The organism is Aeromonas sp. FDAARGOS 1415 (genome assembly GCF_019048365.1).
Lineage (GTDB): Bacteria > Pseudomonadota > Gammaproteobacteria > Enterobacterales > Aeromonadaceae > Aeromonas > Aeromonas taiwanensis.
This window is the reverse complement of the sequence record NZ_CP077363.1, coordinates 1,574,650-1,599,187: the sequence shown is the minus strand read 5'-3', so window position 1 is coordinate 1,599,187 and position 24,538 is coordinate 1,574,650. Positions and strand designations below refer to the sequence as shown.

The 24,538-nt window shown below is 61.7% G+C and carries 22 protein-coding genes and 1 tRNA gene; 10 read left to right on the top strand and 13 right to left on the bottom strand.

Features of this window, described 5'->3' with window-relative positions; genetic code table 11:
• Nucleotides 1–92: 92 nt before the first annotated feature.
• On the top strand, nt 93–848 hold the full coding sequence (locus tag I6L45_RS07595; RefSeq protein ID WP_043764005.1) for an outer membrane protein assembly factor BamD: 756 nt from the start codon (nt 93–95) through the stop codon (nt 846–848).
• 72 nt (nt 849–920) lie between these two features.
• On the opposite strand, the gene I6L45_RS07590 is transcribed toward I6L45_RS07595, so the two are convergent.
• From I6L45_RS07590 to yqhD, 4 genes are all read right to left on the bottom strand, one after another.
• On the bottom strand, nt 921–2,213 hold the full coding sequence (locus I6L45_RS07590; RefSeq protein WP_216983865.1) for a serine dehydratase subunit alpha family protein: 1,293 nt from the start codon (nt 2,211–2,213) through the stop codon (nt 921–923).
• A gap of 320 nt (nt 2,214–2,533) precedes the next feature.
• Nucleotides 2,534–4,018: a Re/Si-specific NAD(P)(+) transhydrogenase subunit beta gene (gene pntB, locus I6L45_RS07585; RefSeq protein WP_043764007.1), complete on the bottom strand. Its 1,485-nt coding sequence runs from the start codon at nt 4,016–4,018 to the stop codon at nt 2,534–2,536.
• Nucleotides 4,019–4,029: 11 nt separating this feature from the next.
• The gene (gene pntA / locus I6L45_RS07580; RefSeq protein ID WP_216983864.1) at nt 4,030–5,556 is read right to left on the bottom strand and encodes a Re/Si-specific NAD(P)(+) transhydrogenase subunit alpha; all 1,527 of its coding nucleotides are present in this window, start codon (nt 5,554–5,556) and stop codon (nt 4,030–4,032) included.
• Between the two features lie 506 nt (nt 5,557–6,062).
• On the bottom strand, nt 6,063–7,226 hold the full coding sequence (yqhD, locus tag I6L45_RS07575) for an alcohol dehydrogenase (RefSeq protein WP_216983863.1): 1,164 nt from the start codon (nt 7,224–7,226) through the stop codon (nt 6,063–6,065).
• A 118-nt stretch (nt 7,227–7,344) separates the two neighbouring features.
• Between yqhD and I6L45_RS07570 the strand changes: the two genes are divergently transcribed.
• Nucleotides 7,345–8,268, top strand: coding sequence for an AraC family transcriptional regulator (locus tag I6L45_RS07570; protein ID WP_134694283.1), 924 nt, complete (start codon nt 7,345–7,347; stop codon nt 8,266–8,268).
• Nucleotides 8,269–8,772 (top strand): lipocalin family protein, encoded by a 504-nt coding sequence (locus I6L45_RS07565; protein ID WP_216983862.1) that lies wholly within the window; start codon nt 8,269–8,271, stop codon nt 8,770–8,772.
• Nucleotides 8,773–9,053: 281 nt separating this feature from the next.
• Here the strand turns inward: I6L45_RS07565 and I6L45_RS07560 are convergent, their stop codons facing one another.
• On the bottom strand, nt 9,054–9,965 hold the full coding sequence (locus I6L45_RS07560) for a LysR family transcriptional regulator (protein WP_216983861.1): 912 nt from the start codon (nt 9,963–9,965) through the stop codon (nt 9,054–9,056).
• A gap of 103 nt (nt 9,966–10,068) precedes the next feature.
• Between I6L45_RS07560 and I6L45_RS07555 the strand changes: the two genes are divergently transcribed.
• Entirely contained in the window at nt 10,069–10,665 is a 597-nt protein-coding gene (locus I6L45_RS07555; RefSeq protein WP_052365704.1) for a LysE family translocator, read from the top strand.
• Between the two features lie 54 nt (nt 10,666–10,719).
• On the opposite strand, the gene I6L45_RS07550 is transcribed toward I6L45_RS07555, so the two are convergent.
• Both I6L45_RS07550 and I6L45_RS07545 read right to left on the bottom strand, forming a co-directional pair.
• Nucleotides 10,720–11,541 carry an alpha/beta hydrolase gene (locus I6L45_RS07550; protein ID WP_216983860.1) on the bottom strand — a complete coding sequence of 274 codons (822 nt, stop codon included), beginning with the start codon at nt 11,539–11,541 and terminating at the stop codon, nt 10,720–10,722.
• Nucleotides 11,542–11,880: 339 nt separating this feature from the next.
• Nucleotides 11,881–11,957, bottom strand: a tRNA-Trp gene (locus I6L45_RS07545).
• Between the two features lie 202 nt (nt 11,958–12,159).
• Between I6L45_RS07545 and I6L45_RS07540 the strand changes: the two genes are divergently transcribed.
• The 5 genes from I6L45_RS07540 (at nt 12,160) to I6L45_RS07520 (ending at nt 15,084) form a co-directional block, all read left to right on the top strand.
• On the top strand, nt 12,160–12,702 hold the full coding sequence (locus tag I6L45_RS07540) for a hypothetical protein (protein ID WP_216983859.1): 543 nt from the start codon (nt 12,160–12,162) through the stop codon (nt 12,700–12,702).
• A 99-nt stretch (nt 12,703–12,801) separates the two neighbouring features.
• Nucleotides 12,802–12,996 (top strand): hypothetical protein, encoded by a 195-nt coding sequence (locus I6L45_RS07535; RefSeq protein ID WP_216983858.1) that lies wholly within the window; start codon nt 12,802–12,804, stop codon nt 12,994–12,996.
• Complete coding sequence (gene pyrB / locus I6L45_RS07530) at nt 12,977–13,897, top strand: aspartate carbamoyltransferase (protein WP_216983857.1); 921 nt, start codon at nt 12,977–12,979, stop codon at nt 13,895–13,897. The genes I6L45_RS07535 and pyrB overlap by 20 nt, the downstream gene beginning before the upstream one ends.
• Nucleotides 13,898–13,913: 16 nt before the next feature.
• Nucleotides 13,914–14,378 carry an aspartate carbamoyltransferase regulatory subunit gene (gene pyrI / locus I6L45_RS07525; RefSeq protein WP_043764016.1) on the top strand — a complete coding sequence of 155 codons (465 nt, stop codon included), beginning with the start codon at nt 13,914–13,916 and terminating at the stop codon, nt 14,376–14,378.
• A 214-nt stretch (nt 14,379–14,592) separates the two neighbouring features.
• Nucleotides 14,593–15,084, top strand: coding sequence for an arginine repressor (locus I6L45_RS07520; protein WP_043764017.1), 492 nt, complete (start codon nt 14,593–14,595; stop codon nt 15,082–15,084).
• A 130-nt stretch (nt 15,085–15,214) separates the two neighbouring features.
• On the opposite strand, the gene I6L45_RS07515 is transcribed toward I6L45_RS07520, so the two are convergent.
• The 4 genes from I6L45_RS07515 to arcA form a co-directional block, all read right to left on the bottom strand.
• Nucleotides 15,215–16,621 carry a YfcC family protein gene (locus I6L45_RS07515; protein ID WP_216983856.1) on the bottom strand — a complete coding sequence of 469 codons (1,407 nt, stop codon included), beginning with the start codon at nt 16,619–16,621 and terminating at the stop codon, nt 15,215–15,217.
• A 123-nt stretch (nt 16,622–16,744) separates the two neighbouring features.
• Nucleotides 16,745–17,749, bottom strand: coding sequence for an ornithine carbamoyltransferase (gene argF, locus I6L45_RS07510; protein WP_216983855.1), 1,005 nt, complete (start codon nt 17,747–17,749; stop codon nt 16,745–16,747).
• A gap of 72 nt (nt 17,750–17,821) precedes the next feature.
• Nucleotides 17,822–18,748, bottom strand: coding sequence for a carbamate kinase (locus I6L45_RS07505; protein ID WP_216983854.1), 927 nt, complete (start codon nt 18,746–18,748; stop codon nt 17,822–17,824).
• Nucleotides 18,749–18,809: 61 nt separating this feature from the next.
• Nucleotides 18,810–20,030, bottom strand: a complete 1,221-nt coding sequence (arcA, locus tag I6L45_RS07500) for an arginine deiminase (RefSeq protein WP_043764021.1) — start codon at nt 20,028–20,030, stop codon at nt 18,810–18,812.
• 747 nt (nt 20,031–20,777) lie between these two features.
• Between arcA and I6L45_RS07495 the strand changes: the two genes are divergently transcribed.
• Complete coding sequence (locus I6L45_RS07495; RefSeq protein ID WP_134694276.1) at nt 20,778–20,954, top strand: hypothetical protein; 177 nt, start codon at nt 20,778–20,780, stop codon at nt 20,952–20,954.
• 768 nt (nt 20,955–21,722) lie between these two features.
• Here I6L45_RS07495 and I6L45_RS07490 read toward each other — a convergent pair.
• Complete coding sequence (locus I6L45_RS07490) at nt 21,723–23,456, bottom strand: methyl-accepting chemotaxis protein (RefSeq protein ID WP_216983853.1); 1,734 nt, start codon at nt 23,454–23,456, stop codon at nt 21,723–21,725.
• A gap of 58 nt (nt 23,457–23,514) precedes the next feature.
• Nucleotides 23,515–24,525, bottom strand: coding sequence for a galactose/methyl galactoside ABC transporter permease MglC (gene mglC / locus I6L45_RS07485; protein ID WP_043764024.1), 1,011 nt, complete (start codon nt 24,523–24,525; stop codon nt 23,515–23,517).
• Nucleotides 24,526–24,538: the final 13 nt, after the last annotated feature.

Below are 24,538 nucleotides of genomic sequence, written 5' to 3'. Positions count from 1 at the left end.
CAATTCGAAATAATCCGGGTATTCTAGCTTTTCTTTTAGCCAAGCATAACGGATACTTTGCCAATTTCGTGGAAATGGACCGGATGTTGTTGATGGGAAAGAAGTCTCACCTGCTGATGTCGCTCGCCTTGGTTGCCACCCTGATCACAGGCTGTTCCAGCACCAAACCCAAGGTTCCCGATGAACCGCCGGAAGTTCTGTACCAGAAGGCCCGCCTCAAACTGGATACCGGTAACTACCTGAACGCCATCGAATTGCTGGAGGCGCTGGACTCCCGTTATCCGTTTGGTGCCTATTCCAGCCAGGTGCAGCTCGATCTCATCTACGCCTACTACAAGCAGGACGACACCGCCCAGGCGATTGCCAACATCGACCGCTTTATCCGTCTGAACCCGGCGCACAAGAACATCGATTACGTCTTCTATATGCGCGGTCTGACCAACATGGCAGCGGACTACAACTTCTTCCAGGACTTCCTGGGCATCGATCGGGATGACAAGGACCCCTCCTACGCCCGTCAGGCCTTCCAGGACTTCAAGACCCTGCTGCAGAACTATCCAAACAGCCAGTACGCCGCCGATGCCCGTGCCCGCATGATCGGTCTGAAGAACCGTCTGGCTCGCTACGATCTGAACGTGGCCGAGTATTACGTCAAGCGTGATGCCCTGATCGCCGCCGCCAACCGTGCCAAGCTGGTCGTCGAGACCTACCCCGACACCGCCGAGACCGAGAAGGCGCTGGAGATCATGGTCAACGCCTATGACACGCTGAAGATGCCGACCCTGGCCCGCCACGCTCGCGAAGTGCTGGCCAAGAACTACCCGGACAATCGCCTCGGCCGCGGCTGAATAGCGGATGGACAATGAAAAACCGGAGCCACTGGCTCCGGTTTTTTTATGTCCGACGGTGGCACCCCGAGGTTATTGGTGCTTCCCCTGCTGCTTGGCCCGCATGATGTTGATGATCTCGATGTCGGTGTCCAGCATCCCCTGTTTGGAGAGACGCCCCAGGTTCGCGATGGTCTGATCCACGTCGTCCGAGACGATCCCCTCGCTCTGGGGCACCCGCAGGTTGTTGATGGCCATGAGGGAGGATTTCACCGCCGCCGAGGTGGAGGTAGAGACCTTCATAGAGCAGGCACTCCCCGCACCATCGCAGATGATGCCCGAGACGTCACCAATCATGTTGTTGATGCAGTGGCTGATCTGCTCGAACTGACCGCCCAGCAGCCAGGTGATGGCGGCGCCCGATCCCATGGCGGCGGTGCTGGCGGCGCACAGGGCAGATAGCTTGTTCTGGTAAGCCTTGATGTAGATGGCCACCAGGTGGCTCATCACCAGCGCCCGGGCCAGCTGCTCGTCATCGGCCTTGAGGAAGCGGGCGGCGGCGACCACCGGCATGGTGGCAGCAATGCCCTGATTGCCCGACCCCGAGTTGGACATGGCGGGCAGCATGGCACCGTCCATCCGCGCATCGGAGGCGGCAGACGACAAGCGCATGGCCAGGGTCATCAGATCGTCCGAGAGCAGCTTGCGCTCCACCTGTTCGGTCAGGATCTTGCCGATACGCAGGCCATAGCCCTGCAGCCCTTCATCCGCCAGGGCCTGGTTCATGGTGGCCGCCTCGCGGATGAAGTCGATCTCGGCGAGCGGCGCCTGCAATGCGAAGTCGACGATCTCCCGCAGGGACATGGCGGGCTTGTCGGACTTCGCGGGCTGGATCTGCACACCCGGGGCGCTGTCCTGCGCCATCAACACCTCGCCATCCTTCTCCATCAGCACGATGCGGGTGTGATCAGTGCAGATCACCACCCGGGCACTGTGGCCCTCCACCTCCGCCAGCACCTCGGCGTAGAGGACATCAGGCACGTCCTTCACGTCCACCGTGATGGTCGGCAGCAGTGCCCTGGCTGCCTCGACCTGCTCGGCGGTGAGTCCCTTGAGCACCTCCAGCCCGGCATCCGGGTTGCCCCCGGTGATGCCGACGGCCGCCGCTACCGGCAGGCCTATCATGCCGGTGCCGGGCACCCCGACCCCCATACCGTTCTTGAACAGATTGCCGCTGACCCAGACGCTGGTGCGGGTCGGCGCCTGTCCCAGCAGCTTGCGGCAGTTGGCCGCCGCCAGCGCCACCGACATGGGTTCGGTACAGCCCAGGGCCGGCACCACTTCACGCTTGAGCAGGGTAATAAAGTCGGTCCATTGTGCTTTCATCTGTGGTTTCTCTGGTTCACTGTGCCGCGGGCATCTCTTCACGGTGTCGGGTCAGGCCTCGGGGTAGCCCGCCGGGCACCCGGTTCATGCAACTTGATTTGATTCTAACGGGGTGGGCATCAACTAAAATTGAACCTCCCCGCCTTTTGCCGCCATTATGCCTTCCCTCTGGGGCAAGGTCACCGGATTGCTGAGCCGCGCCGACGCGCACGCCTTGTCATGTCAACCGAACCTCTTTGTCATCAATGCCTTGGCTCCGGTAAACACAGACAATAAAAAAAGGAGGCCGAAGCCTCCTCTTTGTTTCATCCCAGCGACGCTTAGAGCGCCTTCAGGATGGCCTCGACGCTGGCCTTGGCATCGCCAAACAGCATCTGGGTGTTGTCCTTGAAGAACAGCGGGTTCTGCACACCGGCGTAGCCAGTGTTCATGGAGCGCTTGAAGCCGATGACGTTCTGCGCCTTCCACACTTCCAGCACCGGCATGCCGGCAATGGGGCTGCCCGGATCTTCCATGGCGGCCGGGTTCACGGTGTCGTTCGCACCGATCACCAGCACCACGTCGGTGTCGCCGAAGTCCTCGTTGATCTCGTCCATTTCCAGCACGATATCGTAGGGAACCTTGGCTTCCGCCAGCAGCACGTTCATGTGGCCAGGCAGACGACCGGCAACCGGGTGAATACCGAAGCGCACCTTGACGCCGCGGTCACGCAGCTTCTGGGTGATCTCGGCCACCGGGTACTGAGCCTGCGCCACCGCCATGCCATAGCCCGGGGTGATGATGACGGAGTGAGCGTTCTTCAGCATGTCCGCCACGTCTTCGGCGTTGGTCTCGCGGTATTCGCCCAGCTCCTGCTCGGCGGTGGAGGCCACGCCGTCGGAGCCGAAGCCACCGGCGATCACGGAGATGAAGGAGCGGTTCATCGCCTTGCACATGATGTAGGACAGGATGGCACCGGAGGAACCCACCAGGGCACCGGTCACGATCAGCAGGTCGTTGGAGAGCATGAAGCCCGCCGCCGCCGCCGCCCAACCGGAGTAGGAGTTCAGCATGGAGACCACGACCGGCATGTCGGCGCCGCCGATGGAGGCCACCAGGTGCCAGCCGAAGGCGAAGGCGATCAGGGTCATCACCAGCAGGGCGAAGGTGGAGCCACCCGCGTTGACGAAGTGGATCATCAGCGCCAGGGACACGACCACGGCCAGCAGGTTCAGCTTGTGGCGGTGCGGCAGCATCAGCGGCTTGGAAGAGATGAGGCCACGCAGCTTGCCGAACGCCACCACGGAACCGGTGAAGGTCACGGCACCGATGAAGACGCCCAGGAACACTTCCACCAGGTGGATGTTCAGCATGGCGCCGGAGAGGTGCTCGACCTGGGCGACGCTGGCCGCCTGCTCGAACGCCGCCCGGGCGGCTGCCAGGGTCGCATCCAGGTTGGAACCGACGGAGACGACGACTTCAGCCGGCGCTGACGGGTGCAGATCGATGAAGCTGTTGAAGCCCACCAGCACCGCCGCCATGCCCACGAAGCTGTGCAGCACGGCCACCAGCTCGGGCATTTCGGTCATCTCGACCTTGAGTGCCAGACGTACGCCGATGGCGCCGCCGATGACCATGGCCAGGATGATCCAGTGCACACCACTGGTTTCCGGGTTGAAGACGGTGGCGAGCAGGGCGATGGCCATGCCCGCGATACCGAACAGGTTGCCATGCTTGGCCGTTTCTTGCTTCGACAGTCCCGCGAGACTGAGGATGAAGAGCACGGCGGCAACGATATAGGATGCTGTTACCAGTCCTTGAGACACGTTAAACCCCCTTAATCCTTACGGAACATCTTCAGCATGCGCTGGGTGACGGTGAAGCCACCGAAGATGTTGATACTGGCAATCAGCACGGCCACGAAGGCCAGAACGGTGACCAGGGTCGACCCTTGCCCGATCTGCAGCAGGGCACCGACCACGATAATGCCGGAGATGGCATTGGTGACCGACATCAGCGGCGTGTGCAGGGCGTGAGAGACATTCCACACCACGTAGTAACCGACCACACAGGCCAGGATGAAGACGGTGAAGTGGGACAGGAAGGCGGCAGGCGCCACGGCAGCGACCCAACCGAAGGCGGCGATGCCGAGGGCACCGAACACGAACTTCTTGTTGGAGGGCTTGGCCTCTTCCTTCTTGGCGGCCACTTTGGCGGCAGCCGGTTTCTGCGGCGCGGCAGAGACGGAGATCGCGGGGGGCGGGAAGGTCACTTCACCGGCCTGGACCACGGTCATGTTGCGCTGCACCACGTCTTCGAAGTCGATGGCGACGTTGCCGTCCTTCTCCTTGCACATCAGCTTCATCAGGTTGACCAGGTTGGTCCCGTAGAGCTGGGAGGATTGGGCAGGCAGACGACCCGGCAGATCGGTGTAGCCGATCACCTTGACGCCGCTGTCGGTGACATGCAGTTCACCCGGCACAGTGTATTCGCAGTTGCCGCCGGCCTGGGCCGCCATGTCCACGATGACGGAGCCCGGCTTCATGCTGTCCACCATCTCTTTGGTGATCAGCTTCGGAGCCGGCTTGCCCGGGATCAGGGCGGTGGTGATGATGATGTCCACTTCCTTCGCCTGCTGGGCGAACAGCTCCATCTCGGCCTTGATGAACTCTTCGCTCATCACCTTGGCGTAACCATCGGAGGAGGAACCATCCTCGCCACCGAAGTCCAGCTTGAGGAATTCCCCACCCATGGACTCGATCTGCTCGGCCACTTCCAGACGGGTGTCGAACGCACGCACGATGGCACCGAGGGAACCGGCAGTCCCGATGGCGGCCAGACCGGCCACGCCGGCACCGATGACCAGCACCTTGGCGGGCGGTACTTTACCGGCGGCGGTGATCTGCCCGGTGAAGAAGCGACCGAACTGGTGCGCGGCTTCGACCACGGCGCGATAGCCACCGATGTTGGCCATGGAAGAGAGGGCATCGAGGGACTGGGCACGGGAGATCCGCGGTACCATGTCCATCGCCATCACATTGATGTTGCGCTCGGAAAGCTTCTTGACCAGCTCGGGGTTCTGGGCAGGCCAGATGAAGCTCACCAGAGTGGCGCCATCTTTAATTTGTGCGATTTCGGCATCGGTCGGCGCATTGACCTTGAAAATAAGGTCGGCTTGCCAGACATTCGGCACCACGCTGGCACCGGCAGCCTCGAAGGCGGCATCATCGAAGCTGGCTCGCAGGCCGGCACCGGCCTCGATGGCAACCTCGAAGCCGAGCTTTTTCAGCTGCTCGACGGTAGCCGGGGTCGCTGCGACCCGGGTTTCACCGGCGAGACTCTCTCTCGGTATTCCAATCTGCATGACTATTCCCTGATGGTTAATAAACAATCATTGCCCAGTCTCTCATGTCTGAGGGGACAAGGCATGATCAAAGTGCAGGTCACGGGCCCTTTGTTATGAAAATCAGCAGGCTTCACCTCGACCTCCTGTCACGGTCAGGCCCCCGCTTTTCAGGCGCGAGGGTGATTAGTATCAAATTTTGGAGTTTTATTACAACCACGGCCCCGAGCGAGCGGGTACAGAATTCAGCCCATCCCGGCCCATGATTAAAAAAAACAAACTAAATTAGTGGCTTATATCAGCAAAAAGCGCCAAAAAAAGTGATCCAACCAGTCAAAAAAAATGTTTTGTCCAGCCTCTACCTTAGCGTTTTTTGTTCTTATGAAATCTGCCCCTGGCTCACCAGATGAAACGAAATCGGAAAAAATAACCATTTTGTAACGATCAGGGGGCCGATCCCCCGCCATCTGGCAGGTGTCGGCCCCCTCGTTCAACCCCGGCCAGAACCGGGATCCATTGCTCGCCTCTTACCAGGCCGCCTCATAAATATGCCGGCTCTGTGCCAGGTCGATGTCGCCGTGCTCACCCAGGCTGGTCATGCCGTGCTCCTCGAGCTTGGCCAGCAGGGTGTCGATGCCGGCGTCCGCCATGCCGTAGTCACGCAGCCGGGTCTTGACCCCCATGCGCTCGAAGAAGTCGCGGGTGGCGGCGATGGCCCCGTCGATGCGCTCCTCCTCGCTGCCGCTGCGCAGATCCCAGACCCGCTCGGCGTATTGCAGCAGTTTGGCATGCTTCTGTTCACGCTTGGCCTGCAGCAGGGCGGGCAGTACCACCGCCAGGGTCTGGGCGTGGTCCAGGCCGTGCAGGGCGGTCAGCTCGTGGCCCAGCATGTGGGTGGCCCAGTCCTGGGGCACGCCGGCCCCGATCAGGCCGTTCAACGCCAGGGTGGCGCTCCACATGATGTTGGCGCGCACGTCGTAGTTCTCCGGCTCCACCAGCGCCTTGGGACCCTCTTCGGCCAGAGTCAGCAGCAGACCCTCGGCGAAGCGATCCTGCACCTTGGCGTTCACCGGGTAGGTGAGGTACTGCTCCAGGGTGTGGATGAAGGCATCCACCACACCGTTCGCCACCTGGCGCGCCGGCAGGGTGTAGGTGAGCACGGGATCCAGCACGGCGAAGCGCGGCATCACGAAGGGGGAGAAGAAGTGCTGCTTGTCACCCGTGCTCTTGCGGGTGATGACCGCCCCCATGTTCATCTCGGAGCCGGTGGCCGGCAGGGTCAATACTGTACCGAGCGGGATGGCGGAACCCACCTCGCCCCCGACAGTCTCGAGGATGTGCCAGGGATCCCGGGCCGGATCGTAGTGGGCCGCCGCGGCGATGAACTTGGTGCCGTCCAGCACGGAGCCGCCGCCGACCGCCAGCAGGAAGTCGACCTTCTCGGCACGGGCCAGCTCGACGGCCCCCATCAGGGTCTCGTAGGCGGGGTTGGGCTCGATGCCGCCGAACTCGAACAGGGTCATGCCGGCCAGCTCGCTGCGGATCTGGGCCAGCAGGCCGCTGCGCACCACGCTGCCGCCGCCATAGGTGATGAGCACGCGGGCATCGCCGGGGATCTGGTCACGGAGCTGGGCCACCTGGCCCTTGCCGAACAGCACCTTGGTCGGGGTGTGCAGGATGAAGTTGTTCATGGGATCTCCTCGGGTAGGAATGGTCGCTATGGGATGAGTTGCATTTTTCTCCTGTCGAGGCTTACCATCAAGGGAACATTCTGCCAATTTTTTGCCTATTCCTACTGAGCCTGGAGAAATGAGCACAATTCAGCCCCCTGCGACGACACACCAGTCCACCCTGGCCGCCCGGCTCGCCGCCCTGGCGCCGCGCCAGGGCATCACGCCGGCCCCGGTGCCCGGTGTGCATCTCATCTACACCACGGAGCACCACGACCGCATCCCGGTGCTCTACCGCCCGCGCATGATCATCATCCTTCAGGGGCACAAGGTGGGTTACCTCTCGGACTTCACCTTCCGCTACGACCCCGATCACTACCTGATGATGACCCTGCCGCTGCCCTGCGAGTGCGAGTGCTTCGCCTCCCCCGAGGCCCCCTTGGTCGGCCTGTCGCTGGAGATCGACGTGGCGGCCCTGCAGGCCCTGCTGCTGGAGATGGGGGATGCGGCCCCCGCCCCGGCCGAACCGGGCCGCGGCGTGGTGTCGGTGCCCCTCTCCGAGCTCATGCTGTGCGCCGTGGAGCGCCTCATCGACGTGATGGACAAGCCCCTGCACGCCCGGGTGCTGGGCCCCCAGATAGTGCGCGAGATCCTGTTCCACGCCCTGCACGACGGCGGCGGGCCTGCCCTGCTCGCCATGGCCAGCCGCCACAGCCAGGTGAGCCAGATAGCCCGGGTGCTGCGTATCATGGAGCAGCGCTTTACCGAGAACCTGACGGTGGAGGAGCTGGCGGGGGAGGCCAACATGAGCGTGTCGGCCTTCCACCACCACTTCAAGTCGGCCACCGCCACCTCGCCCCTGCAGTACATCAAGACCCTGCGCCTGCACCGGGCGCGCATGATGATGCTGCACGACGGCCTCAAGGCCGGGGTGGCAGCCGGGCGGGTCGGCTACGAGAGCGGCTCCCAGTTCAGTCGCGAGTACAAGCGCTTCTTCGGCAACACTCCGAGCGAGCACGCGGCGCGTTTTCGCGAGGGACAACTTCGTATCGTGGAGGGATAGATGCGAGCATTGGTTTTGGGGATGCTGGCCCTGCTGGTCAGCGCCTGCACCGGCATTCCCCAGGGGCACCAGGTGGTCAGGCCGTTTTACCTCGACCGCTACCTCGGCACCTGGTACGAGATAGCCCGCCTCGACCACGGCTTCGAGCGCGGGTTGAACCGGGTCACCGCCACCTACAGCCTGCGGGATGACGGCGGGGTCAGGGTGATCAACCGGGGTCAGGAGCCCGACGGCAGCTGGCGCGAGGCCGAGGGGCGCGCCTACTTCCTGGGGGCAAAGGACGAGGGGCGCCTCAAGGTAAGCTTCTTCGGCCCCTTCTACGGCAGCTACAACGTGCTCGCCACCGACTACGAGCTCGCCCTGGTGAGCAGCTACAACCTGCAGTACCTCTGGCTCCTGTCGCGCACCCCAGAGCCCCCCGACGCCGGAGTCCAGGCCCTGATCACCCGGGCCCGCGCTCTGGGGTTCGACACGAACGCACTGATCCGGGTCAGCCAGCGCTAGGGCCCCGCCACGGGTTCGCGATGGGCGATCCCGGCAACCCCTTCACGGCGGGCTCTCAGATCAGGCCCGCAGCATGACACAAGGCGACCCGAGGTCGTCTTGTGTCGCTACCCTGCCTGCCGGCTCGTCTCTGGCGCCGGAAGCGCTCAATCTCCCGCTCCAGCCGCTCGGTCAGCGACCTGAGCTCGGCGGTGGCGTCGTGAACCCGGCACAGCATAACCCGCAGTAAAACGTCACCTGACCGGCAGCCTCTACTGAGTTTTGGATTTATCGCGGCGTATTCACGAAGAGATCGGCTCAGAAGGGAGCCCCGCCAGCTCGGTCAGCAGCAGATCGAGCAGGGCGGGAGGCCGCTCCCGATGCCAGGCCAGCGCCGTGGTCACCACCTGCACCTCCCCCGCTAGCGGCAGGATGACCACGTTGGCGGGGGCGCTCTTGTGCAGCGTCTCCGGCACCAGCGCCACCCCCTGACCACAGCCGACGAAGGCCACCTGGGAGGCCACGGTGCGCGCCTCGTGCAGCACCCTGGGGGCGAACCCGGCCCCGTGACAGCAGGCCATCAGGGTGTCGAAGTAGGTCGGGTTGAGGGCGCGGGGGAACAGCACGAAGGGGGTTTCCGCCAGAGCGGCCAGGGGCACGACCGACTCACACGCCAGCGGATGGGTGGCCGGCAGCGCCACGGCCAGCCGATCCTGCTTGAGGGGGTGCACCCGGATGCTCCCCTCCTGCTGCTCGGCCAGCCGCACCAGCGCCAGATCCAGCTCGCCGCTCTCCAGCGCCGGAATGGCGTCGGCACTGTCTATCTCCCGCACCGAGACGGTGACCCCTGGGTGGCTCAGCTTGAGGCGCTCGATCACCCTGGGCAGCTCGTCCAGCATGGCGGAGGTGATGGCCCCTATGGTCAGCACCCCCACCTGGCCCGCCGCCGCCTCCCGCACCGTCAGCTCCAGGAGCTCCAGGTGATCCGCCAGCCGCCGCACCGCCGGCAGGATCGCCTGCCCCGCCGGCGTAAGCTGCACTCCCTTGGGGGTGCGATCGAACAGCTTCACCCTCAGGGCGTGCTCCAGCACCTTGATCTGCTCGGTCAGGGGCGGCTGGGTCATGCCGAGGCGGCGGGCGGCCCGCCCGAAGTGCCGCTCCTCGGCCACAGCCAGGAACAGCCAGAGGTGCCTGACGAGTCGGAAATTGATCATGTTCCATAGCCTCTACGAATCGTCTCGTTACTTTCTTTGGATTTTACGTATAGGGCAGCGCACCGAACAATACGCCGTCCCCGTCAACTCTACTGGAGTCCCCGTGCACCTCTACCTGATGTTTCTCGCCCTGGCGGCCCTGACCATACTGAGCCCAGGCCCCAGCACCCTCAAGTCCCTCACCAACGCCCTCAACCACGGGCCGGGCCCGGCTCTGGTGGGCATGGCCGGCCTCACCTTCGGCGTGCTCGCGGTCGCCACCCTGTCGGCAACCAGCCTGGGGGTGCTCATCGCCGCCTCTCCCACTACCTTCGAGCTGGTGCGCTATGGGGGCAGCCTCTATCTCCTCTGGCTCGGCATCAAGCTGTGGCGCTCCGTCCCCGCCCTGCCGGGAGACGCGCCCCCGGCGGCGCACCGCCACCTCTTTCTGGAAGGGGTCATGCTGCAATTCTCGAACCCCAACGCGCTGATCTTCTTTCTCTCCATACTGCCTCAGTTCATCGATCCGCAGCGCGCCTACCTGCCGCAGTTTCTGCTACTGGTCTCCAGCTTCTGCCTGCTCATGATGATGGTGCACGGCGGTTACATCCTCTCGGCCCGCAAGGCGCGGCGCTGGCTGCAAGGAGGGGGTGGGCGCCTGTTCAACCGCATCAGCGCCCTCGCCTTTCTGCTGCTCGCCATCCTGCTGCTGCGGAGCTAGACCGTTCGCGCCATGGTCCCGGGAGCCGGCCTAGCTCCCGGGATAAAACGCCGCCTAGCGGTCGAGGCGGCGCTCACTCTCCTCGAAGAATTCGGCCAGCGCCCACCACATCAGCACGGGGTTGGAGTACATGGGGAAGTGGCCGCACTGGGGGATGGAGGTCAGACGAAAGCCCTCCCGCGCCAGCGTATCGAGGTAGGAGAGGTGGGCATTCTGCTCGCCATACATGAAGTGAACCGGGCAGGGCAGCCCCAGGAACTTGTCGAGCAGCGCTCCCTCGTCCGAGCAGGCCACCATGGAGCGAAAGATGGGGCGCACCGCCCCGGCGCGCACCTTGTGGCGCAGGGAGGCCGCATAGAGGGTGCTCGCCAGATCGCGCCCGTGGCGGGTCCGCTCGATAAAGGCGGCAAAGAAGACCTCGTCCTCCTGCGCCGGGTGCTCGTGCACCTGACGGCTCAGGAAGCAATCCTCCGGCGCCAGGTTGCCCTCTATGCTGGTGAAGCTCAACACTCGCTCCGGCCTCAGGTGCGCCAGCAGCAGGGCCGTCAGCCCGCCCATGGAGTGCCCCACCAGGTGGTATTGCCCCCAGCCCCGGCTGTCGATCATCGCCGCCGCCGTCGCCACCAGCAGGGGCAGGTCGATGCGCGCCGGATTATCTATGGTCGAGGCACCGCAGCCGGGGGCATCCCAGGCCAGGAAGGGGCGGTCATCGAAGTCCGGGTGATGAACCACATCGGCGTAATCCTCCTTGGTGGAGCCAAAGCCGTGCAGGAAGACGACGGGGGCGCGCCGACCGTCGCGGCCGATGGCGGAAATGTCGAGCCGGACCTCCCCTAGGTGCAGGGGCTGGGTCCATTCGGTAAAGCGGGGGGACATGGGATCTCCTTGATACGGGTCTGCCACCATGGGCTGGCCCCCGATTATCACCAGACAGGGTGACAGGGAGAATTTTGTTCCGGGTATCGACCCCATTCGCTCAGGCTATGAGAATGGCGAAGTTCATTCGAATTGCCAGATCACCGCCGGATGAGGACCCGCCATGGAGAGCAAGTAGAGAAGAGAACGCCAGGCAGGATGCCATCACCGTGAGCGACAGACGCCTAGTCAGGACAGGGGGCGAGCAGCAGGAGGTGGCGACGCAAGAGGGTACACGGGAGTATATCGGGAGAGCAGAAATGCGAAAGGCCAGCTCAATGAGCTGGCCTCTCTGAAAAATGGCAGGGGCGGCAGGACTCGAACCCGCAACCATCGGTTTTGGAGACCGCTGTTCTACCAATTGGAACTACGCCCCTGCAACAAACGAGGCGAATTATACAAAGCCGGGATCAAAGGTAAAGGCTTTTTTTCTCACTTTTGATGCGATCGAACAAATGACGAGCAAATCGTCGCACTTCCAGCAAGAAATGGGGATAAGCCGCTGTATTTGCAGCCTCAACAGGGTAGGAATGGGACACAAATGGGGGTAGGGTGAACTCAGGTAGAGGGAGGCCGCCCATGCTCAATTACCGATTGCTGCAACAACTTGCGCCGCTCAACTTCAGGGACGAGCGCCAAACCGAGTCCCTGACCGACTATCTCGCCCGGGTCTCGCCCCTGGTCCCCTTCATCCCCGAGAACGTGCTCACCCAGTGGATTTACCGCCATTGGCGCGGTTTTGAATCCAACTGGAGCTTTATCGACCTCGCCAACCACGGCTTCGAATGTGAAAGCTGGTCCACCGCCCGCATTGTGGGCGAGATAGACTCCCGCCATATGGAGGTGATTGACCGCTGGGGGGAGATGCTGCGCCACAACCGTTACGTGCGCCGCTCCTGGCTCGGGGAGAAGATGTTGAGCGAAGGGAGCTGGCCAGAACCGGTCATAGTGCTGGCATCGACGGCGGGGGACAGCTACCCGAACGGGCAACCCCTGCCCCACCCCTACTGCCTGCTGGAGGGGCACCACAGGCTCGGCTATCTGCGCGCCATGGCGCAGGATGGCGAGCCACTGCAGGCGCAGCACCAGGTGTGGGTTTGCCGACCCGTTCGCAACACTTAAACGTTTTTCCGTGCAAATCTTGCCTTTGAAATAAATTTTTGACAATTCAAAATGCGACTCTATAATCTGTCCGGTTTGAAAAAAGGTCAGGACAGGACGATGCCGTTTTTGATGAAAAAAACAGCCTTGCAGACGGGTGGAGCGCACCAGAGCGGCCCCGTTGTTTCCGGTTCCCGACCCACAGATCCCCAATTGTTTTTAAAAAAAGCCCCTGTTTCAGGGGCTTTTTTTTGTGCCGGAAAAACCTTCATTGATGTCAAAGGGAATGCAGACGATGACCAATCCACTCTATAACAAACACGTCATCTCCATCTCGGACCTGACCCGGTCTGACATGGAACTGGTGGTCGCCACCGCTCAGCGGTTGAAGGCCGAACCCGACACCCGCCTGCTGAAAGACAAGCTGGTCGCCAGCTGCTTCTTCGAGGCCTCCACCCGTACCCGCCTCTCCTTCGAGACCGCGGTCCAGCGCCTGGGCGGCAACATCATCGGCTTCGCCGACGGCGGTAACACCAGCGCCAAGAAGGGCGAGACCCTGGCCGACTCCATCAAGATCATCGGCTCCTACTCCGATGCGGTGGTGATGCGTCACCCGAAAGAGGGCGCCGCCCGCCTGGCCTCCGAGTTCTCCCAGGTACCTGTCATCAACGGCGGTGACGGCTCCAACCAGCATCCGACCCAGACCCTGCTCGACCTCTTCTCCATCCACGAGACCCAAGGGCGCCTGGACGGCCTGAACGTCGCCTTCGTCGGCGACCTGAAATATGGCCGCACCGTCCACTCCCTGGCCCAGGCCCTAAGCCTGTTCAACTGCCGCTTCTTCTTCATCTCCCCGGAGGCGCTGGCCATGCCGGACTACCTGTGCGAGGAGCTGGAAGAGAAGGGCATCCAGTTCAGCGTGCACGAGACCATGGAAGAGGTGATGCCGGAGCTCGACATCCTCTACATGACCCGCGTCCAGAAAGAGCGTTTCGACGAGACCGAGTACAAGCACATGGCCGCCAAGTTCGTGCTGGAACTGGCCACCCTGGAAGGGGCCAAGCCCACCATGAAGATCCTGCACCCCCTGCCCCGGGTCGACGAGATCGACGTGGCCGTCGACAAGACCCCTCACGCCTACTACTTCCAGCAGGCAGAGAACGGGGTCTATGCGCGCCAGGCTCTGCTGGCACTGGTACTGAACGAAACCGTATAAGGGAAAGGGGAACATCATGTCCGAGAAGAACCAACTGCAAGTCGAAGCCATCCGTCACGGCTCCGTCATCGACCACGTCCCCGCCGGCCAGGGCATCAAGATCCTCAAGCTGTTCCAGCTGATCGAGACCCAGGAGCGGATCACCGTCGGCTTCAACCTGAAATCCGGCGCCCTGGGCAAGAAGGATCTCATCAAGATAGAGAACACCCGCCTGACCGAACAGCAGGCCAACCAGCTGGCCCTGTTCGCCCCCAAGGCCACCGTCAACATCATCGAAGACTTCGTGGTGGTGAAGAAGCACCAGCTGGCGCTGCCGGAGTTCATCGCCGGGGTGTTCCACTGCCCCAACTCCAACTGCATCTCCCACAACGAGCCGGTGGACAGCTACTTCCGCGTGCGCGAGGTGAAGGGCGCGGTGCGCATGAAGTGCAAATACTGCGAGAAATCCTTCACCCAGGACATCGTCAGCGAGCGCTACTGATACCCCGTCAAAAATATCCATGTGGGCCCCTCCGGGCCCATTTTTGACTCCTGTCACATCACTTTTTCCCCCTTTGGTTATAATTTGCCATCTCATAACGGCTAGGCATCGCTCATCCCCTGCGGGAAGGCTCGTCATCAGTGTTTTTTGCTATGAAAAACCGAAATGACAGACTGGGCGAGATAGCCATCGCTCATCGTCAAAGGAAGTCGCCATGGTCAAGACCCTCAGCCGCCCCCTGGATCAAGAGTCCGACCAGGCTCAGCTCGATGCCTGCCGCCAGATCATCGGCCAGCACTGCTACAGCACCCAGGAGGAGATCCGCCGCGAACTCTCCGTGCGCGGTTTCGCCGACATCAGCCAGTCCACCATCTCCCGCCTGCTGCGCCGCCTCGGTGTCGCCAAGGCCCAGAATGCCAACGGCAAGAAGGTCTACACGCTAGTGGAGGAGCAGCTGGAGCCCGCCGGCAGCACCCGCTCCGTGCACGACATGGTGCGCGCCGTGGTGCACAACCAGCAGATGGTGCTGGTGCACACCACGCCGGGCGCAGCCACCGTGGTCGCCCGCCTGCTGGACCGCCACGCCGACCCGGAGATCCTGGGGGCCGTGGCCGGCAACGACGTGGTGCTGATCGCTCCGCGCCACATCAGCCGCACCCGCCAGGCCCATGCCGCCGTGGTGCGCACCCTGGAGCGGGCGCGCTAGGTCCCTCCCCCGAATGCAGCAAGGCGACCCCAGGGGTCGCCTTTTTATTGTCCGTGGTTTGCCGGGGAGCAGGTCTCAACCATAAAAAAACGGGAGCCACTGGCTCCCGTTTGCGGTGTCGATCTCAGCGTCAGGCCAGCACGGCCCCCAGGCTAAGGCAGGCCACGATCAGCACGGTCAGCAGGCCGAGCAGCGGGGCCACCCACTTCAGGTAGCGCACATAGGGCACCTTGGCGATGGCCAGGCCGCCCATGACCACGGCGGAGGTCGGGGTCACCAGGTTCACCAGGCCGGAGGCGGACTGGTAGGCGGTGACCACCAGCTCGCGACCCACGTTGGCGAAGTCGGCCAGCGGCGCCATGATCGGCATGGTCAGCACGGCCAGGCCGGAGGAGGACGGCACCAGGAAGGAGAGCACCACTTCCAGCGCGAACATCACGTTGATGAACACCACGGTGGAGAGGCCGGTCACTATGCCTTCCGCACTGTGCAAGATGGTGTGGGTGATCATGCCGTTGTCCATCACCACCACGATACCGCGGGCGATACCGATGATGAGGGCCACGCCGAGCAGGTCACGGGCACCGTCGATGAAGTTGGAGGTCAACTCCTCCTCGCTCATGCGGGAGATGAGGCCCACGATGATGGCGGAAGCCAGGAAGACGCCGGAGATCTGCGCCATCCACCAGCCCAATACAGCCACCCCGTAGATCATCACGGCGAAGGCGGCGACGAAGATGCCCAGCACGATCTTGCGGGTCAGGGTGAACTCCAGCATCTGGTCACTCTTGTTGCCGAGGAAGTGGGCGCGGTTCTCTTCCCACTTGTCGGCCACCAGGGACTTGCTCGGATCGTTGCGCACCATCTTGGCGTAACGCATCACGTAGGCGACACAGAGGATCCAGCCGGCCACCAGCATGGCCACCCGCAGCCAGATGCCGTCGGTGAAGGAGATGCCGGCGGCATTGGCGGCGATCACGGTGGCGAACGGGTTGATGGTGGAGCCCAGGGTACCGATGCCGGCCCCCAGCAGCACGGTGGCGGCGGCGACGACCGGGTCAAAGCGGGCGGCCATCATCACAGGCACCAGCAGGGTGTAGAACGGCAGGGACTCTTCGGCCATGCCGTAGATGGTGCCCCCTGCGGCGAACAGCGCCATCAGGATGGGGATCATCCACTCCTCGCGGCCGCGCAGGCGGTCGGTGACGCGCTCGATGCCGGCGTCGATGGCCCCCGTCTTGGTCACGATGCCGAGGAAGCCACCGATGATCAGGATGAAGAGGGAGACGTCGATGGCGCCAGCCTCGTAGGTGTCGTGGTTGTAGAGGCCGTCGATGGGTGCCAGCAGCACGTCGACGATGCCCTGGGGATTGGCATCCACCAGCTTGTAGGTACCGGCCACCGGCACTTCCTTGCCGAGGGCCTCGTTCATGGTCATCTCGTATTTGCCGGCGGGCACTATCCAGCTCAGGGCGGCCACCAGGGCGATCAGCACAAACAGTATCGTGTAGGCTGACGGGAACTTGAATTTGGTCATGGTCCAGCTTCCTTCTGTGGGTGTGGTATCCATGCAGGCTGCGGGTCGTAGGGTTAGAGGTGTTGTTCCGCTGTCACATGGTCGAAAAGCCGGGGGTCACCCCCCGGCACCACTACTGCGACCTTAGTCGCCCAGCGTAGCAACCATCACTGCCTTGATGGTGTGCATCCGGTTTTCGGCCTCGTCGAACACGATGGAGTGGTCGGATTCGAACACGTCCTCGGTTACTTCCAGGCCTTTCATGCCGTATTTGTCGGCCACTTCCTTGCCCATGGTGGTCTCGTCGTTGTGGAAGGCCGGCAGGCAGTGCATGAACTTCACGTCCGGGTTCTTGGTGGCGTTGATGACGTCCATGTTGACCTGATACGGGGTCATCAGTTTCACGCGCTGATCCCAGGCCTCTTTCGCCTCACCCATGGAGACCCAGACGTCGGTGTAGAGGAAGTCGGCACCCAGCACGCCCTCTTTCACGTCTTCGGTCAGGTGGATGCGCGCACCTGTCTCTTCGGCGATCTGGCGGCACTGGGCAACCAGCTCCTCTTCCGGCCAGAAGGCCTTCGGTGCGATCAGGCGGATGTCCATGCCCATCTTGGCGGCACCGACCATCAGGGAGTTACCCATGTTGTTGCGGGCATCACCCAGGTAGGCGAACTTGATTTGATCCAGACGCTTGCCCTTGCCGTGCTCCAGCATGGTCATGAAGTCGGCCAGGATCTGGGTGGGGTGGAACTCGTTGGTCAGACCGTTCCAGACCGGCACGCCGGCATAGGCACCCAGCTCTTCCACGATCTCCTGGCCGTAGCCGCGGTATTCGATGCCGTCATACATGCGGCCCAGCACCCGGGCGGTGTCCTTCATGGACTCCTTGTGACCGATCTGGGAACCGCTCGGGCCGAGGTAGGAGACCTGGGCGCCCTGGTCGAAGGCCGCCACTTCGAACGCACAGCGGGTGCGGGTGGAGGTCTTCTCGAAGATCAGGGCGATGTTCTTGCCGACCAGGTGCTTGCGCTCATAGCCACCGTACTTGGCCTTCTTCAGGTCGATGGCCAGGTCGATCATGTATTGGATTTCGCGCGGGGTGAAGTCCAGCAGTTTCAGGAAGTTACGGTTACGCAGATTAAAAGCCATGATGAGTTCTCTCTATATTTGTTCAGACCAATTTGGGCAGTAGTGTTGACTACGCAAAACTTGTTCGGTTACTCAGGCATTCACGGTGTTGGTGGCAACGATATTGGTGCCGGCTTCGCCTCTGAGGATGGCCAGACCATCTTCCAGGGAACCGATCCCCACCATGCCGCCGGTGGCTTTCACAAATTCACAGGAGGCTTCGACCTTGGGCCCCATGGAGCCGGCATCGAACTTGACCCCGGCCAGCTCGTCCGGGCTGGTGACCCGCAGCGGGCGCTGGGTCGGTTTGCCCCAGTCCAGGTAGACGGCATCGGCATCGGTCAGGATCAGCAGGGCGTCGGCCTTGATCTGCTTGGCCAGGTAGGCGGCAGACATGTCCTTGTCGATGACGGCTTCGATGCCGGTCAGGCTCTGGCCATCCCAGGTCACCGGGATGCCGCCACCACCGGTACAGATGATGAGGTGGCCTTGGGCGATCAGCGTCTCGATGGCGTCACCTTCCACGATGCGCTGGGGCAGCGGAGACGGCACCACACGGCGGAAGAACTTGCCATCGGCCTTGACCGACCACTGCTTCTCGGCGGCCAGGGCGCGGGCTTCCGCCTCTTCGTAGACGGGACCGATAAACTTGGTCGGGTTGGCGAACGCCGGATCCTGCGGGTCTACCTGCACCTGGGTCAGCAGGGCGGTGACGTTGCGGCTCGGCATCAGGTTCTTCAGCTCCTGGATCAGCATGTAGCCGATCATGCCCTGAGACTCGGCACCCAGCACATCCAGGGGATAGGGGGATACCTTGGTGTAGGCACTGTTCTGCAGGGCCAGCAGACCTACTTGCGGGCCGTTGCCATGCACCAGTACCACGTTGTACTCCTGGGCGATGCGGGCGATGGTCTTGGCGGCGGTGGCGATGTTCTTGCGCTGAATGTCCGCTTCAAGGGGCTCGCCACGACGGAGCAGGGCATTGCCCCCCAGGGCGACGACGACAGTTGGTTTTTTCATAATGTTACTCTCGAGTCTTGGTCTGTGTGGCGCCAGCCTCTGCCGGCGCCACGCCGTCTTGTCAGATGCCGTCGCGTTCCATCGGGCAGCTCATGCAGCGGGCGCCGCCGCGGCCACGTCCCAGCTCTTCACCCGGGATGGGCAGCACAGTGATGCCGGCCTTGTCGTACTTCTCGTTGGTGTAGGTATTGCGCTCGTAACCCACCACCACGCCGGGGCGCACGGTCAGCACGTTGTTGGCGTCGTTCCACTGCTCGCGCTCGGCCTCGAAGCTGTCACCGCCGGTGGTGATGAGCTTGAGCTGATCCACGCCCAGGGCCTTCTCGATGGCGGTCACGAAGTAACCCTCTTCCTTGATGTTCATGCCGGTGGCGCCGCCCGGGGTCAGGCTCCAGCAGTTCACATCCTTGCGGATGACTTCCGGATAGACGGAGAAGGTGTCTATGTCCATGTGGGTCATGACGGTATCCAGGTGCATGCAACTGCGGTGTTTCGGCAGCTCCATGGCGATGACCTGTTTGGCCTGGCCGTGCTTGAACAGGCTGCGAGCCAGGTGCTCGACCCCTTGCGGCGTGGTGCGCTCGGACATGCCGATGAGCACGGCGCCGCGGCCGATGACCAGGACGTCACCCCCTTCGATGGTGGAGTTGTCGTAGTCGCGGTCTTCGTCACCGAAGTACTTGATGAAGTCCTGACCGGCAAACTGCGGGTGCCAACGGTAGATGGCCTTCACATGGTTGGTCTCGCGACGACGGGCGGCCTTGGCCATGGGGTTGATGGAGACGCCGCCATAGACCCAGCAGGAGGTGTCGCGGGTGAAGAGGTGGTTGGGCAGCGGCTCGATGATGAAATCGGTCGGGGCGTGCATGCCGACCACCATGTTGACACCGCTGTAGGGCATCTCGGAGTAGGTCAGGCCGCCGGAGAGAATGCGGGCCAGCTCGCGATGGGGCATGTCCGCCAGGAAGCAGCGCACGTCGTTGGCCAGCGCGGTGCCGAGACGATAGTCGGAGACCTGATGCTGCAGCAGCCAGGCTTTGGCTTCCGGCACATCCAGGGTTTCCGCCAGCAGATTGGTCAGCAGGAAGACTTCGACATTCTGATCGCGCAGTACCTGAGCGAATTTGTCGTGCTCCTGACCGGCGCGTTCCACGGACAGGACATCATCGAACAGCAGATCCTGGCAGTTGGAAGGAGTCAGACGCTTCAGACTGAGGTTGGGGCGGTGCAACATGACGCGGCGCAACTGGCCAACTTCAGAACCTACATAAAATTTGCTCATGATTATATTCCGTCTAGCAGTGGTCCCTGCGAGTGATTGAATAGATTCCTTCTATTCTGGCTCGTGGCTAAGGCGGGATATTCTTTATGTAGGGTATTCAGCTTGTGTTCTATCCTGCCCTTGCCTTTCGATGCAGAGATTAGGACTGGCAGCCACACCAAACTTGGACATTGATCACATTCAACCGAGACTGCATAAATTCAGGAGTTAATTTATGACGGAGTGTACATAAACGATATTTGCCATTGAGCAAACACGGCATAAACAAGCAAAAATCCCCATAAAAATCCCAACAAGATAGCGTTTTCATTCATTTCAGTTATCCATAAAGAGATATTCACCATTTTAAAATATCTTTATAATCAATCAGATAAAAAATATTGTTTTAGTATTTGAATTTTTTATATCCATCCATGAATTTATCGTCATTCATCCCCCTGAGAGTCACCACATAAATAGTCACTTTCTCCATTTCGGTTGAATAATCCGTTTTTTGTTCCAGATCATGGCATCTGTGCCAGGTCGCGCGGCAACGCTCCCGCCCTCCCGTCATACCCCCATCTCGCTTATATGAATATGCATTTTGGGCGCTTCCTGACGGCGTTTCTCTCACGAGCTTCATTACAGGCGGGATTTAAAGTTTTTTCATTAGTTGAATTTTTTGCATCGCCTTGCACCTGTCCATGGTTCGCCTTAACTCAGAAAGTGATCGGGATCACACCAAATTCCCTTACCAAGGAGATAACCATGAAGATCAAACCACTGTTCCTGTTCGTCGCCCTGGTCCTTCCCCTGGCCCCGGCCCTGGTCCACGCCCAGGGTGCCCCCGCCATGCCGCTGGTGGTATGCCATGTTGACCAGGCCCCCCAGATGCTGATCCCCGCCTACCTCTGCCAATGGTATGGTGGCAGCCAGCACCACTGATCCGCTCGCCCAGGGGGAGATGCCCTCCTCTTGGGTGGTTGCCCGACTCCGACACCCTCCACTCGGCGCTTCCCCACTCAGCTGGTCCCCAGCCGCTCGCACCATAGCTCTGCCAGCTGCCGTATTCGCTACCGCATTACCCGCTCATTGGCGGGATCGGCACCCGGTCATCCCATTTCCCTTAGATGCTCCGGGATGTGCTCATCTGCGATCGGCACCTCTCTTCACGTCATTTCTGAACCCCAGTTAAATGACTTGTAAGACATTGGCCATAGGAGATGTAAGCAAACAGCCCATCAAGCTCTCGCCATAGTCGGAAGATAAGCGCGAAAAACCCGCAAACAAAATCTTCAAGATTATGATTAATAACAAAATAATCGTTATTTCATTTCGCAAGAAACAAGTTTCGAAAAAACGTTTTTCAACATGCTGTTGTCGCCCTGCGGGAAATCCTTATAGTTACTCCTGCACGGACGCAATGAAGTCGGTCAGGATGACTGGCTGCCAGGGTTGGGCAAATGGACTCACCACAGGATGTGGTAAAGGACACCTCCCAGGACGGAGAAAGTGCGGCGGGAATGGATGACTCGTCAGGCCATGATGGCTAAAGGACACCCCAAAGGATTGGGAAGGGGAAACCTAAAGGAAGAGGTATAGTCAGGGATTGCAGGGAGCAACTTCGTTCAAGGATATGAGCGATAAGACTATCGGGGGCGACGCAAGTCGCCCCCATCTTTTTTGGCCGTTTTTTACCTCGGCCGACGTCTCTCACTCCAGCCGGAAGTGCCCCACTATCTCCCGCAACCTGTCATAGGTGTGCTGCATGGCGTTCGAGCCGTGCACCGTCCGCTCCCCATTGCCCTTGAGCTGGGTAATCACCTCGGCAATGGCGCTCATGTTGCGGTTGATCTCCTCGGCAACGGCGCTCTGTTGCTCCGCCGCAGTGGCGATATGGCTGATGAGATCGTTGATCTCCACCACCTCCCCCGCCATCAAATCCAGCGACGCATTCACCTTGCCGGTGTTTTCTGCCGCATCCTGACAACTCTGACGGGTGTTGCCCATGGCCACCACCACTGTCTGGGCGCCCCGTTGCAGCCGGGTCAGCATGGTCTGGATCTCGGCGGTACTCTGCTGGGTACGGCCCGCCAGGGAGCGCACCTCATCGGCCACCACGGCGAATCCGCGCCCCTGCTCACCGGCCCGGGCGGCCTCGATGGCGGCGTTGAGAGCCAGCAGGTTGGTCTGCTCGGCGATGCTGCCGATGACCCCGAGTATGGAGCCAATCTGCTGCACATCCTGCTGCATGGCCTCGATGGAGTGGGCCGTGGCCTCCACCTCGGTCACCAGAGCGGTCACGCTGGCCATGGCCTGATCCACGACCTGGCGTGACTGGCTTGCCAGCTGCTGGCTCTGGCCAGTCAGCTGGGCCGTGCTGGCCGCACTCTCCGACACCGAGACGGCGGTGCGGCTCATCTCGTTGATCGCGGTGACGACCTGCTCCGTCTCCCGCACATGCTCGGCCAGCAGCCCCTGGGCCGCCCCCGTCTCCCGCGCGAGATCCGAAATCCCGTCGTTGAGCTGGCCGCTGGCGTGCCGTACCTCCCCCATCATCTCCTGCAGTCGCTCGATGAAGCGGTTGATGCCCGCCGAGATCTGGCCGAGGTCATCCTTGCTGGTCACTGCGAGCCGGCGGGTCAGGTCACCATTGCCCTGGGACAGCTCCTGCACCAGATCGCGCAGGGAGAGAATCGGGCGATAGGCCAGGTTGAGCGCCACCATGGAGATTGCCAGCACCAGGGCTGCGACCCCGAGCAGGGCCAGGGTGATCTTGCCGTTGAGGGCCTGGGTCATGGCCCGGATATGATCGAGATCCACATACCCGGTCAGGGTCCACTGACTGCCCCGGATGTCGAGCTTGTTGGGGCGGCTCTCGACCTCTCCACCGGGCTTGCTGCTGTAGAGCACCTGGTCCTGGCTGTCGGTGAGGGAGAAGTAACGCCCCTCTCCGCTCACCTTCGCCAGCAGCGTTTTGAACTCGCTCATGTCGAGGTAATAGAGGTAGGCGGAGTCGGCCCCTCGCGGCACCAGAATGGAGATGACCGGCTTGTCGTCCAGCTGCTCCAGCGCGCTCACGGTGATCTGGTTGTTGGCGGCGGGAATCTTCTTGCGCAGGGCATCGACCCTGGCCTTGTCGTCGATGACGCCATTCGCGTCGAACGCCATGTCGCCAATCACCTTGACGATGTTGTGAAAGCCGGTCTCCTGCAGCGCCTTCTTGACGCTGGTGACCCCGAGGTTGAGGTTGGCGGCCAACAGTACTTTCTGATTGATGTCGTCCGCCAGTTTCTCCCTGACCAGGGTGATCTGTTCGTTGATGTTCTGGGTCGCCTGGGTGCGGATGTAGCTGCTGATGAAGTGGTTGACGCTGAACCAGGCGGTGCCGATGGTAGCCAGGATGGCGAGCAGCAGGAGGACGTTGATCTTGACTTTGAATGGCATGGGATGGGTCCCTCCAAATGAAGAGGGCTGGAATTGCTCCAGCCCTCTCTGCCAATGCTTACTTCTTCTTGGCGTACTTCATGGAGTCCAGCGCGACCGCCAGGATGATGATGCCGCCCTTGATGATGAACTGCCAGTAAGGGCTGACCCCGATGTAGGTCAGACCGTAGTTGATCAGTGTGAAGATGAGAACCCCGGTGATGACACCGGCCACCGTCCCCACACCACCGGCAAATGACACCCCGCCCACCACGCAGGCCGCGATGGCGTCGAGCTCATACATGAAGCCCAGGTTGTTGGTGGCACTGCCGATACGGCCTGCTTCCAGCATGCCGCCGAAGGCATAGAAGACGCCGGCCAGGGCATAGATGATCACCAGGTTGACGGCGACGTTGACGCCGGACACCTTGGCCGCTTCCGGGTTGCCACCGATGGCGAAGATGTTCTTGCCGAAACGGGTCTTGTTCCAAAGCACCCAGACGAAGACGCTGGCGATGGCCGCATAGAAGGTCAGATACGACAGCTTGAATCCGCCTATCCGGATGAACCCCTGTGCGAAGCTGGAGAAGCGGGGATCGAAGCCGGCCACCGGAGAAGCCCCCACGGAGTCGAAATACAGCGAGTTGATGCCGTAGACGATGATCATGGTGCCCAGAGTGGTGATGAAGGGCGTCACGTTCAGGTAGGCCACGATCAGGCCGTTGATGAGGCCGATCAGGGCACCCACGGCACAGACCAGCAGGATCACCGCCGGGATGGGCACTTCACCCAGAGAGGGGAACACCTTGTTGACGTTGGTCAGGGCCTGCAGCATGGTGGCCGCAATGAGCGCCGCCAGGCCGACCTGACGACCGGCCGACAGGTCGGTCCCCTGGGTGATGATGATGCCCGCCACCCCCAGCGCGATGATGATCCGCACCGAGGACTGGGTCAGGATGTTGCTGAAGTTGGTGAGACTGAGGAAGGAGGGCTCCTTGATCACGATGACCATGAGCAGCACCAGCAGTACCACATAGATGCCGTTCTCTTTGAGCGCCTGCATCAGATTGAATTTTTTAGCCGACTCCATAATGTCTTCCTGT

Coding starts and splice junctions, on each gene's coding strand:
- I6L45_RS07505 (WP_216983854.1), bottom strand. CDS start 18,748: ATGAAAAAACCAACTGTCGTCGTCGCCCTGGGGGGCAATGCCCTGCTC.
- pyrB (WP_216983857.1), top strand. CDS start 12,977: ATGACCAATCCACTCTATAACAAACACGTCATCTCCATCTCGGACCTG.
- arcA (WP_043764021.1), bottom strand. CDS start 20,030: ATGAGCAAATTTTATGTAGGTTCTGAAGTTGGCCAGTTGCGCCGCGTC.
- mglC (WP_043764024.1), bottom strand. CDS start 24,525: ATGGAGTCGGCTAAAAAATTCAATCTGATGCAGGCGCTCAAAGAGAAC.
- I6L45_RS07570 (WP_134694283.1), top strand. CDS start 7,345: ATGAGCACAATTCAGCCCCCTGCGACGACACACCAGTCCACCCTGGCC.
- I6L45_RS07550 (WP_216983860.1), bottom strand. CDS start 11,541: ATGTCCCCCCGCTTTACCGAATGGACCCAGCCCCTGCACCTAGGGGAG.
- I6L45_RS07490 (WP_216983853.1), bottom strand. CDS start 23,456: ATGCCATTCAAAGTCAAGATCAACGTCCTCCTGCTGCTCGCCATCCTG.
- pntA (WP_216983864.1), bottom strand. CDS start 5,556: ATGCAGATTGGAATACCGAGAGAGAGTCTCGCCGGTGAAACCCGGGTC.
- I6L45_RS07560 (WP_216983861.1), bottom strand. CDS start 9,965: ATGATCAATTTCCGACTCGTCAGGCACCTCTGGCTGTTCCTGGCTGTG.
- pyrI (WP_043764016.1), top strand. CDS start 13,914: ATGTCCGAGAAGAACCAACTGCAAGTCGAAGCCATCCGTCACGGCTCC.
- I6L45_RS07495 (WP_134694276.1), top strand. CDS start 20,778: ATGAAGATCAAACCACTGTTCCTGTTCGTCGCCCTGGTCCTTCCCCTG.
- I6L45_RS07565 (WP_216983862.1), top strand. CDS start 8,269: ATGCGAGCATTGGTTTTGGGGATGCTGGCCCTGCTGGTCAGCGCCTGC.
- I6L45_RS07515 (WP_216983856.1), bottom strand. CDS start 16,621: ATGACCAAATTCAAGTTCCCGTCAGCCTACACGATACTGTTTGTGCTG.
- I6L45_RS07540 (WP_216983859.1), top strand. CDS start 12,160: ATGCTCAATTACCGATTGCTGCAACAACTTGCGCCGCTCAACTTCAGG.
- I6L45_RS07590 (WP_216983865.1), bottom strand. CDS start 2,213: ATGAAAGCACAATGGACCGACTTTATTACCCTGCTCAAGCGTGAAGTG.
- I6L45_RS07595 (WP_043764005.1), top strand. CDS start 93: ATGGGAAAGAAGTCTCACCTGCTGATGTCGCTCGCCTTGGTTGCCACC.
- yqhD (WP_216983863.1), bottom strand. CDS start 7,226: ATGAACAACTTCATCCTGCACACCCCGACCAAGGTGCTGTTCGGCAAG.
- I6L45_RS07535 (WP_216983858.1), top strand. CDS start 12,802: ATGCCGTTTTTGATGAAAAAAACAGCCTTGCAGACGGGTGGAGCGCAC.
- I6L45_RS07520 (WP_043764017.1), top strand. CDS start 14,593: ATGGTCAAGACCCTCAGCCGCCCCCTGGATCAAGAGTCCGACCAGGCT.
- argF (WP_216983855.1), bottom strand. CDS start 17,749: ATGGCTTTTAATCTGCGTAACCGTAACTTCCTGAAACTGCTGGACTTC.